Source organism: ANME-2 cluster archaeon, from assembly GCA_014237145.1.
Lineage (GTDB): Archaea > Halobacteriota > Methanosarcinia > Methanosarcinales > Methanocomedenaceae > Methanocomedens_A.
Window position 1 is genome coordinate 1 of record JAAXOC010000068.1, and the last position, 7,740, is coordinate 7,740.

Genomic DNA, 7,740 nt, shown 5'->3' on the forward strand with positions numbered 1-7,740 from the left:
GCTCCCTTCAGTAAAAGGTGAAAGCATAACAACAAGTTTATCCAGTGTCTTTGCATCAACCAGGCATTCGAACACACTATACTGGACCCTCACCCCATGATCCAATAATATATTTGCCACCTTTTTCCGCATCCCATCATCGGAAATATCATAAGAAATTACTACAAACACCATTTACCGCACCAGAAATGGTTGATATTCTTCCCTGTTAAGGATTGTCCGCTCCATATTCAAGACCTGCCTCTGGAAGAGCTTGCGGTAACTGGTATTAGAATTTTCATCTCGATCCAAGAAAAGCTTTTCATCCGCTCTTCATAGGCAGTGAGAAAACGCTTGAATGCATCCCTGTTCAGGAAAAAGGCACCATTATTTTCCTTGTGGAAATCATCTTCTTTTATGCTTCCCGTATTCACCAGGGTCTGGACAAGTCCATCAACCACAGGATGGCGGAACTCCTCTACCAGGTTCAGGGGAAGAGACATATCTGCCATATCTCAAACGCCTCTCGCCATTTCATGTTGCCAGGGTAAACTCCACTTGTCATCCGTACACAGTCACATCCGGTATAGTCTTTTTGATCTCCATCAGTGCATGGGCCAGCACATAGATCAGTACGCGCTCTTTCACGCACGCAAGTGTGAGGTGCACGCAGTCCGACTGCACTAAACAGCACACATATGAGCCTTAATAATATAATCTTTCAATCCCAGGTACTTTATCGAAACCACCATCGAATGAATAGAGTTTAGTGATTCCAAATTGGTTCATTGTTGCAACAATAGAGGCATCTGTTATAGATAGTCCCTTGTACTTCATGAAAATATCATACGTTTGTTCCAGTAACTGATCAGTCATATGTATAATCTTTATTCGTTCATGTTCTCTAAATAACTTCAGTGTTGCTAATGCAGTATCAAAACCACCTTTTCGCAACAGGAAATTCACCGTCTCTAAAACAACAAAATCATTGATGTGAACAATTTTTATAGAGTTTTCTACAAATTGTCTGATTATTTCATTTGATTGCTCATGCCACTAATCGTTTTTGAGTTTTGCCCCGATCCATACCACACTGTCTATAAACACTATCATATCACCAAATCGTGGTCGTGTACGGCATCTGTTTTATCTATCTCAACTGGGGTAGAAAGCCACTCTTTCAACAAAAAATCTGATTTTCTTTTTCGATTTTTGATAGTTTCTAATATTTTTTGTTCATTTTTTGCTGAAAGATCAATAATTATATCAAGTAAATCTTCAACCGGGATTTTAATTTCATCTCTGGCGAGTGATTCCTGTATTTCTCTCAAATGAACATTATTTATCGCAACATTTTTTGTTGATTGCATTAAAATCACCTTAAAAGTGTCAATCATTATGTGAATTTTAGTATTTAAATAGTTTTCTTGGGGTTGGGCCTTGCACATAAATCAATTTTCTCATAAGTGAACCACATAATGAAATATCAGACTTTCACATCCGGGGAGCGTTCTTAATCATATTGGTCGTGGTAATGTTTCAATCCCCTAAAATGGGTCTATGCTTTTCTCACAATGCCATATGGGTCGTAAAAAGAGAAATGGCGAGTGGTGTTTCAATCCCCTAAAACGGGTCTATGCTTTTCTCACTGCAAGCCTACTGATAGCGAAAAATAAAAACCATAAAAATAGCTTTTATTTTCGATTTAACAACCTAATATCACCCCTTTTAATATATAGACTTTTCGAAATTAAAATGGTTGGCGATAACCTCCAATATTTCACAAAAAAATACCTCAATTTCCACTGCAAAAACACCCCAATAGTGCCGCCGCATTCTGGCGATAGCCTCCCAGGATTTTCCCACTTCAGGAGGCTATCGCCAAATTCGCAAAACACCAGCAAGCAACAACATCAAAAATTTCACCTAAATCAGATGAAATAAAACCTCTTCAGTTACCTCTTCAGTTACCTCGCCACTCCCCAGCAGAACCATCTTCTTCAAACATGCCTCACAGATCTGGTAAAACCTTATGCTATCGCTCCCTTCAGTAAAAGGTGAAAGCATAACAACAAGTTTATCCAGTGTCTTTGCATCAACCAGACATTCGAACACACTATACTGGACCCTCACTCCATGATCTAATAGTATATTTTGCCACCTTTTTCCGTAATCCATCATCGGAAATGTCATAAGAGATTACTACAAACACCATTTAACGCACCAGAAATGGTTGATATTCTTCCCTGTTGAGAATTGCTCTCTCCATATTCACGACCTGCCTCTGGAAAAGCCTACGGTAACTGGTATTTAAATTTTCGTCTCTATCCAGGAAAAGCTTTTCCATCCGTTCTTCATAGGCTGTGAGAAAACGCTTGAATGCTTCCCTGTTCAAAAAAAAGGCACTATTGTTTTCCTTGTGGAAATCATCTTCTTTTATAATTCCCGTGTTTACCAGGGTCTGGACAAGTCCGTCAACCACAGGATGGCGGAACTCCTCTACCAGGTCCAGGGGAAGAGACTGTCTACCATATCTCAGACACCTTTTCGCCATTTCATGTGGGTAGGGTAAACTCCCTCCATCACCCGTACACAGTCACATTCGGTACAGTCTCTTTGATCCGCGCCAGTGCATCGGCTGGCACATCGATTAGTACGCGCTCTTCCTTAAGTTTGGATCTGAGTATTTTCAACACCTGCTCACCGGGTGTTACATAGACAATCGTTTTCTCATCGTCGAGGTGCATTTCTCCAACTATCAATATGCCGTGTGGGGTTTTGGAAATTATCTTCACATTCCATGTTTTTGTGCTGTTGTCGTAATACACATCGCCGGCAGATACTTGGTTTCCCATATTTTCTATAGAGGATTTCGATAGAAATCCTCAATAAGGTATTCCTGAGCAGTTTCATACATTTCCCTGGACTTCATTGTTTCACCTTCCGGAGTTTGATCACCCAGCATTTTAAAGCTGACCATGCCTGCATAAACCTATCAATACTACATTTTGCATTTTGACCATCTAAAATATCGGGATCATGATAGGTGATATTGTTGTTATCGAATCCCGTGATCACTATGAAATGACCGAAACCTTGTATTCCTCCTTATAGTATTCCTGCATCAAGCAATACAATGACTGGATTGCCATTTTCTAGTATATATTTTAAACCATCTATGTCTTCATGTTTTAATGCATCTGCATTGAATCCAAAAACTTTTGAACCTTTTACCAGTTGCAACGGAGTGGTGCCAAGTTCGGTGGTTCCGCATGCCTTTGCTACATCTTCTTCTGATGCCGAAGTGCCAAGGTATTTTAGCAACATTCTAAGGCATGCCGGACCACAGGTATACCATTCCTGTTGTTTGTAGTATGGTACTTCTGATACAATCATTATCCAATTTTCGTTTTATTGTCAGATATAATTTCCGACTGGCACTTCACATGAACGAATTCAATTCTTTAGAATCTAACATAGCAATCTTACTCCCATAAAAGCCAACTCACACAAATCAGCGAAGAGCCACTCTTTTGTTAAGAAAAAAATCAGTGTTTTGTTTCAATCCCCTAAAACGGGTCTATGCTTTTCTCACTAATTTATCCAGATGATTATTTAAGAAAAGATCAATATTGTTTCAATCCCCTAAAACGGGTCTATGCTTTTCTCACGTTTCTAAGGAAGAACTGCAAGCCTACTGATAGCGAAAATTAAAAGGCAGATATTTACCTTTTATTTCCGATTTAACAAACAAATATTACCCTTTTTAATATATAGACTTTTCGAAATTGAAATGTTTGGCGATAACCTCCAATATTTCACTAAAAAATACCCCCATTTCACCTGCAAAAACACCCCAATAGTGCCGCCGCATTCTGGCGATAGCCTCCCGGGATTTTCCCACTTTCCGAGGCTATCGCCAAATTCAAAAAATCGAAAAAAACACCACCACAACAAGACATATCAAAATTTTATGTGCGTCACAGAAATTCTGGCCCCATTTTCATTCCCCCTTAATTTCATACTTTCCCAATCCATAAACTGTCCCCTTACCCATATGAAGCAATTCACCAAGTTTTATAAATGGCATGAACTCAGCAAGCTCACCTTCAAATGTTATTTCGCCAAGAAAACCACCCATTTTCATCTTTGTTCCCTGCCTCTGAGAGTATCGTTTCCAGTCATACCACTTAAGTTCCGAACTAACAGTACTAACCCTATCATTTGCCATTTCAATAAGTTCATTCCATTCCAGTTCCCACTTTTCATCGCAATGAACTTCTGCAAGCCGGGATAACCTTCTTAACAGATTTCTCAGTATAATTACAAAATCAATATCGATAGTAAGTTTTCCCTTGTTTTTAATTCTTGTTGGTGTAAGAAAGTAAAAAGTAACTTGCTGGTAATTGAGTTGTGCTGCCTGTCTAACCAACTCAGTAGAATCCATCACATAAAAGTCATCCTGGATATGTGAATTACCATCATAAATAAGTAACTCCCTATTGTTATTAATGCTAATTACTTTCTCAAGTGAATATTTCCCTTTATCTTTCCCGATCCCTATTCGCCCCAGCTCTTCAAATGCAAAAATAATATATGGGATATAGTCTACTGCACGACCAACAAGAATGATATGAAAATCCAGTTCATCCTCAATTCCATAATACTGCCTTTTATCTAAAGTTGGCTCGATAACAAAAGGATGTGGTACGTATTCGTCTTTTGATCGCTTCCCTTCTTTCGCTTCCCTGGGAATTGGGGTCTCAAAAACATATGAATAGATGCACTTATACCGGTGTACACATTGTACACATTCCTTCCTTTTTTCAATACACACTGTTTGCTTGAGGGCAGTGCCAAAGCCGCCCCTGAGGGTAGAGCCTTTGTAAGGTGGTAGAATAAGTTCTTTTTGCGGTTTGATAGTAAACTGCTATTTTGATAGTTTCATTTAAACTTGTCTCCCCCCTCCTTTTTAGTAGCTCTTTATTTTTAAAAATATATAAAAGTACGGAAAATTTCAGCAGACATTTTTTAGTCCCGGATCACCTAAATTAATCTAAAATCAGCCAAATGCCGTCCCCCTCTCATGCTTCACTTCATCCTTTATCCCGGCTTTCTTCCCCCTAACAAGCTTTGGTCTGGCAGGTGTGGAACTAAAATACTGTCATGCGGTTTCAAAGTCATACGATATAATGCCAGGGCATGTGATTTCACAGTGCAGAAAATGGAAAGAAAGTAATTGCACAGTTGTGTATAAACCACGCAAAACTATAAATATAACTAAAACATTTAATATACATTGTGATAAAATGAGCGTAATACTTGACAAAAATGCTTGTGATAAAAGTCCTTACTGTAAGATGGTCTCGCTGTGTCCGACTGGAGCAATCTCAGTGAAGGAAGGTGAGTATCCCGTGTTCAATGCGAAAACATGTGAGGATTGCGGGCAGTGCGTCAGTGTATGTCCCCATCAGGCATTATCCCTGGCTTAGTCAAGGAGCAGTCCAGGAGCACTTTGAAATGGACGATGAACTGGAAGAAATAAGGAAGAAAAAACTGAAGGAGTTGCAAGATAGAATGAACAAATCACCTTTATCCGATGTACCCATAGTACTTACCGATGCTGATATGGAACAAGCCTTGATTGACTATCCCAAATTAGTTATTGATTGCTGGGCAGTGTGGTGTGGCCCCTGCAAGATGGTTGCACCGACAATTGAAGCCCTGGCCAAGGAAAAAGCTGGCGAGATAGTCTTTGGAAAACTGGACATTGACAATAACATGCAGACTGGAATGAAATATCAGATCAGTGCAGTACCTACAATGCTCGTATTCAAGAATGGGAAACACGTCGGTAGTATACTGGGAGCTCTCCCAAAGCAGCAATTAGAAGTAAAAATAACTGAACTGCTTAACTGAACTGCTTAAGTGTTCGGAATACAATTTTCCTTTTTTTCTTAAATATTCTATAACTGATCATTTTCCGAATTTTATCTCATCATTTTCCATTAGCAGTCTCAGGTCTTCCAGGCTTAACCTGCCTGATTTATTGAATTTGTCTTTGGCTGCCACATGTTTTTCTTCCTGTTTTCTCTCGTCCCTTAAAAGCTGGATATCTTTCATCCTATCCAGGTATATATCAAGTTCTGCCCTGGTTTCAGATACTGATTTCTTTGCAGCATCGATCTTTTCTTTCATCGGCTTGGTAACTTCATATATCTCGACAAGGCGTTTATGATATTCATCTGCCCTGCTTCTGATCTCATCGACCTCATCATAGATATTACGCATTGCCTCATGGTTTTCCTGTGATTCGGCAGCCATGTCCTGAATTAACGCATTAACGGAATCAAAGTCCTGGTGGAACTCGCCTACCTTGCCAAATATCTCACCGATCTCACCATGTATCTTATTTGCTTTACGTATGGCTTGTACCCGTTCACCCAGTTCATGAAGCCTCTTGAACAGTGACTGTTCATATTCCAGTGATATGTCAGCAGATGAAAACTTTTCAAGTTCAGACCGATAGGCATTAGAAAGAGATTCAAGCCGCCCCCTGGCAACATTGTTCAGGCTGTCCCTTGCAGCTTTCAATTCCCCTATCTTATTGGTATAACCACTCCTGCGGTCCCTAACCTCTTCCCTTTGTAGTTTAAGTTCTGCTATCTTCTTATTGACCTCATCACGTCGCTGCCTGTACCCACTCGTAGAATCCCTGAGCACTTTTGCCTGATCATGAAGTTCGTCCCGTTTCTTCCTCAGGTCTTTTGCACCCTTATTGTGAAGGTTCATCTCATAGTAATGGTTTTTAATCTCACGTTCCTTATGGTCAATATGCTGCCTGAGCACATTTACCTTGTTTTTGATCTCTCCTTCAGAAAGGCCGGATACATCGATCATTGTTGCTCCTCTCCTTCAGAAATGCCAGGTCCGTCAATCATTGTTGACCCCTCATGCCCCACATTTTCCCAGTATCCCAGGGCTTCCTTGTGAAGAGCGGTCCTGCGCGTAAGCCAGGCCAACCTTGCCTCCTGGTCTTCAACTTCCTGTTTCAGTGCAATTGATTCCTTTCTGTGCTCATCAGGAGCATTCAGCATTTCATCAAGTTCACTTCTGGCTGCTTTTGCTGTCTCCAGAATATCAAGGATGGAGGATACAGTGGCCTGCTGTACCATATCATTGTCAGGAACAGTCTCGATAATTTGTTTAAGCAATAACCTTATGTCATCGATATGACCGCACTCCTCACTTGAAGAAAGATTTGCATTTTGAAGCTTGTTCTCGATATTCCCGATCTCATTTTCCAGGTACTGTGTCTTCTCCTTATCGCTGATTGTCTCAAGAAGTCTCAAACGCAGTTTACCAGCCTGATAATATAACTGGTGGCGTTTTTCCTTTAATACAACAAGGCGCGTTTCAAGGGCTTCCAGTTCTTTACTTACCCGATTGTATTCAGAGCGGCCGGAATTCATCTTTTCTTGCATGTCTTTCAATTCACTGCTGTATTCACCCATGAACCGGTTATGTTTTTCAATAACAATAGACAACAATTCATTATCATCCAGCAATGTCACAGGCGTATTGGTTACTTCGGTTTCTGTATCTGGCAAAGTGGTTTCCCCATATAGCTTAAAGCCACTTATCGTAATACTTGAATATATCTTTTTCCAAAAAAAAACTATACCTATTGAGTTCACACACAAAACATCTGGGCATGGGGTATACCGCCAATGATGATTACACATTCCGGTTCTATAGCCC

At 40.1% G+C, this 7,740-nt stretch carries 14 protein-coding genes; 2 read left to right on the forward strand and 12 right to left on the reverse strand.

All coding sequences use genetic code 11. The features are described from left to right. The 10 genes from cas2 (HF974_08980) to HF974_09025 form a co-directional block, all read right to left on the reverse strand. A partial coding sequence (cas2, locus tag HF974_08980; GenBank protein MBC2698445.1) for a CRISPR-associated endonuclease Cas2 occupies window positions 1-174 on the reverse strand: 174 nt, incomplete at its 3' end. Window positions 175-230: 56 nt separating this feature from the next. Further along, a complete protein-coding gene (locus HF974_08985) occupies window positions 231-491 on the reverse strand; it encodes a hypothetical protein (protein ID MBC2698446.1) in 261 nt (86 codons plus the stop codon). A 193-nt stretch (window positions 492-684) separates the two neighbouring features. After that, window positions 685-1,014, reverse strand: a complete 330-nt coding sequence (locus HF974_08990; GenBank protein MBC2698447.1) for a PIN domain-containing protein — start codon at window positions 1,012-1,014, stop codon at window positions 685-687. Between the two features lie 74 nt (window positions 1,015-1,088). Next, a complete protein-coding gene (locus HF974_08995; GenBank protein MBC2698448.1) occupies window positions 1,089-1,349 on the reverse strand; it encodes a hypothetical protein in 261 nt (86 codons plus the stop codon). Between the two features lie 556 nt (window positions 1,350-1,905). Continuing rightward, entirely contained in the window at window positions 1,906-2,160 is a 255-nt protein-coding gene (gene cas2 / locus HF974_09000; GenBank protein ID MBC2698449.1) for a CRISPR-associated endonuclease Cas2, read from the reverse strand. Window positions 2,161-2,194: 34 nt separating this feature from the next. After that, window positions 2,195-2,533 carry a hypothetical protein gene (locus HF974_09005; GenBank protein ID MBC2698450.1) on the reverse strand — a complete coding sequence of 113 codons (339 nt, stop codon included), beginning with the start codon at window positions 2,531-2,533 and terminating at the stop codon, window positions 2,195-2,197. Window positions 2,534-2,561: 28 nt separating this feature from the next. Further along, entirely contained in the window at window positions 2,562-2,834 is a 273-nt protein-coding gene (locus HF974_09010) for a hypothetical protein (protein MBC2698451.1), read from the reverse strand. Window positions 2,835-2,907: 73 nt separating this feature from the next. After that, the gene (locus tag HF974_09015; GenBank protein ID MBC2698452.1) at window positions 2,908-3,057 is read right to left on the reverse strand and encodes a hypothetical protein; all 150 of its coding nucleotides are present in this window, start codon (window positions 3,055-3,057) and stop codon (window positions 2,908-2,910) included. 30 nt (window positions 3,058-3,087) lie between these two features. Further along, a complete protein-coding gene (locus tag HF974_09020) occupies window positions 3,088-3,375 on the reverse strand; it encodes a hypothetical protein (protein ID MBC2698453.1) in 288 nt (95 codons plus the stop codon). A gap of 607 nt (window positions 3,376-3,982) precedes the next feature. Further along, complete coding sequence (locus tag HF974_09025) at window positions 3,983-4,816, reverse strand: CRISPR system precrRNA processing endoribonuclease RAMP protein Cas6 (protein ID MBC2698454.1); 834 nt, start codon at window positions 4,814-4,816, stop codon at window positions 3,983-3,985. A gap of 472 nt (window positions 4,817-5,288) precedes the next feature. Between HF974_09025 and HF974_09030 the strand changes: the two genes are divergently transcribed. Together HF974_09030 and trxA are read left to right on the forward strand one after the other, a co-directional pair. Continuing rightward, window positions 5,289-5,471 (forward strand): 4Fe-4S binding protein, encoded by a 183-nt coding sequence (locus tag HF974_09030; GenBank protein ID MBC2698455.1) that lies wholly within the window; start codon window positions 5,289-5,291, stop codon window positions 5,469-5,471. 28 nt (window positions 5,472-5,499) lie between these two features. Then, window positions 5,500-5,898, forward strand: a complete 399-nt coding sequence (gene trxA, locus HF974_09035; protein MBC2698456.1) for a thioredoxin — start codon at window positions 5,500-5,502, stop codon at window positions 5,896-5,898. Window positions 5,899-5,955: 57 nt separating this feature from the next. Here the strand turns inward: trxA and HF974_09040 are convergent, their stop codons facing one another. After that, the gene (locus HF974_09040; protein MBC2698457.1) at window positions 5,956-6,879 is read right to left on the reverse strand and encodes a phosphoserine phosphatase; all 924 of its coding nucleotides are present in this window, start codon (window positions 6,877-6,879) and stop codon (window positions 5,956-5,958) included. Continuing rightward, complete coding sequence (locus tag HF974_09045) at window positions 6,876-7,589, reverse strand: hypothetical protein (GenBank protein ID MBC2698458.1); 714 nt, start codon at window positions 7,587-7,589, stop codon at window positions 6,876-6,878. Before HF974_09045 ends, HF974_09040 begins: the two co-directional genes overlap by 4 nt. Window positions 7,590-7,740: the final 151 nt, after the last annotated feature.

What these genes read in the sequence shown, in the direction of transcription:
- HF974_08985 (MBC2698446.1), bottom strand. Translation starts at nt 491, where the DNA reads ATGGCAGATATGTCTCTTCCCCTGAACCTGGTAGAGGAGTTCCGCCAT.
- HF974_08995 (MBC2698448.1), bottom strand. Translation starts at nt 1,349, where the DNA reads ATGCAATCAACAAAAAATGTTGCGATAAATAATGTTCATTTGAGAGAA.
- cas2 (MBC2698449.1), bottom strand. Translation starts at nt 2,160, where the DNA reads ATGATGGATTACGGAAAAAGGTGGCAAAATATACTATTAGATCATGGA.
- HF974_09005 (MBC2698450.1), bottom strand. Translation starts at nt 2,533, where the DNA reads ATGGCGAAAAGGTGTCTGAGATATGGTAGACAGTCTCTTCCCCTGGAC.
- HF974_09010 (MBC2698451.1), bottom strand. Translation starts at nt 2,834, where the DNA reads ATGGGAAACCAAGTATCTGCCGGCGATGTGTATTACGACAACAGCACA.
- HF974_09020 (MBC2698453.1), bottom strand. Translation starts at nt 3,375, where the DNA reads ATGATTGTATCAGAAGTACCATACTACAAACAACAGGAATGGTATACC.
- HF974_09030 (MBC2698455.1), top strand. Translation starts at nt 5,289, where the DNA reads ATGAGCGTAATACTTGACAAAAATGCTTGTGATAAAAGTCCTTACTGT.
- trxA (MBC2698456.1), top strand. Translation starts at nt 5,500, where the DNA reads ATGGACGATGAACTGGAAGAAATAAGGAAGAAAAAACTGAAGGAGTTG.
- HF974_09040 (MBC2698457.1), bottom strand. Translation starts at nt 6,879, where the DNA reads ATGATCGATGTATCCGGCCTTTCTGAAGGAGAGATCAAAAACAAGGTA.